Source organism: Arthrobacter sp. H41 (assembly GCF_000520535.1).
Taxonomy (GTDB): domain Bacteria; phylum Actinomycetota; class Actinomycetes; order Actinomycetales; family Micrococcaceae; genus Arthrobacter_D.
This window is the reverse complement of sequence record NZ_KI914796.1, coordinates 10,737-12,171: the sequence shown is the minus strand read 5'-3', so window position 1 is coordinate 12,171 and position 1,435 is coordinate 10,737. Positions and strand designations below refer to the sequence as shown.

General features: G+C 63.3%; 2 protein-coding genes and 1 pseudogene. All 3 read right to left on the bottom strand.

Going from position 1 to position 1,435, the window contains the following annotated elements; genetic code table 11:
* The coding region (locus tag Y705_RS18815; RefSeq protein ID WP_162149068.1) for an FtsW/RodA/SpoVE family cell cycle protein at positions 1 to 581 on the bottom strand (581 nt) is incomplete at its 3' end.
* 128 nt (positions 582 to 709) lie between these two features.
* Positions 710 to 913: a helix-turn-helix domain-containing protein gene (locus Y705_RS0109595; protein ID WP_026532702.1), complete on the bottom strand. Its 204-nt coding sequence runs from the start codon at positions 911 to 913 to the stop codon at positions 710 to 712.
* Positions 914 to 1,135: 222 nt separating this feature from the next.
* Positions 1,136 to 1,435 (bottom strand): annotated as a pseudogene (locus Y705_RS23145) (SRPBCC family protein); the annotation flags it as partial.

Genomic DNA, 1,435 nt, shown 5'->3' with positions numbered 1-1,435 from the left:
GAACTGGAAAGAACCGCCGCGAAGGCCGCCAGTGCGATCACCACGAAACCGGCCCCGAACACCGTCAAGCTGGCTCCTGCGAAGAAGAACAGTCCGGCGATGATGAGTACCAGGATCATCGCCGTCCCCAGGTCTTTTCCCGCGAGCACCAGCGCGACGGCGGCCAATGACACCGGGAGGACAGGGAAGAGAAAAGGCCTCATGTTCCGGGAGACCCGCGTTCGCCGCGAAAGAACCGCGGATCCCCAGATGATGATGCTCAGTTTGAGGAACTCCGACGGCTGCACGGTGATCGGCCCGATCCCGATCCAGTTCCTGTTTCCATTGACTTCGATCCCCAGGGGCGTGAAGACCAGCAATGTCAGCACGAAGGATCCGACGAGGATCAGCCCGGCGTACCTTTTGAACAGGTGCACTGGCAGGCGCGAGAAGACCACCAGGACGGCGAGGCCGATTCCCACCCACAGTGCCTGCTTGTAGAAGGTTCCGTACGGAGATTTTCCCTGGGCTGCAAGTTCGAAAGAAGACGCCGAGAGCACCATCATCAGCCCGATCGCGACCAACGCCAGCGTGGTGGTCATCAGGAGGGCGCGGGCGTCACCGTGCGAGGCGGGCCCCCTGCTCCCCAGGAACCGGACGGCCTTGAACAGAACTGGGGCCAGACGACTACGCCGCGGGGACGGTGCTCGCACTGGCCTCGTCGTTGTCGTCACCCGGCGGACCGTTGCCCCGGGTTCACGGAATCAAGGTATTGCTTCACAGCCGCTTCCGGCACTCGGTACGAGCGACCGAATCGGATACCGCTGATCGCACCTGATTGCACGAGCCGGTACACCGTCATCCTTGATACCCGCATCGTTGCGGCTACCTCCGAAACAGTGAAAAAGGGCCCTGCCATCATGTCCTCGCCCATAGCACACCACTTCCGCAAGCTCATTCGTCACATCTGTGACTCCTCAACTTTGTTCGACGGCGATGGGTGCAGCAAGAGTAGTCCATACCTGTTTCGACGCGCGCAATTCGAGTAGTAATCGCGTCGTCCACTGGGAAAGGACAAGGAGCCCACAACTCCTGGGAGTCGTGGGCTCCTTCCGGCTTCACGTCCTCCTGACGAGGGTCCCCGGACTCCCTCGGGTTACAGCAGCGGCTTATCCCTGCGTTCCGCAGCACTCCTCGTATCGCTCTCCGCCGTGCCGTCCGAATCGCCGTCGAGGTTGGTCAGGCCGTTGGTCTGATCGAACGGACGGACCACGTCCCCGTCCGCCTCTCCGCCGGCCGGGCGATCCGCGAGCACTTCCGTCTCCGTCGCGACAGGCAGCGGCGCGCTGGCCTGCGGAGTTCCGACCGGCGAGACGGTTTCGGGGACGACCGTCGCCGAGTGATCGTCGTCCTTCTTCGCTGCCGCGGCCACCCCTACGGCAGCCGCAGCGGCAGC

Excerpts from the sequence above, each read along its gene's own strand:
- Y705_RS0109595 (WP_026532702.1), bottom strand. The coding sequence starts at position 913 with ATGGGCGAGGACATGATGGCAGGGCCCTTTTTCACTGTTTCGGAGGTA.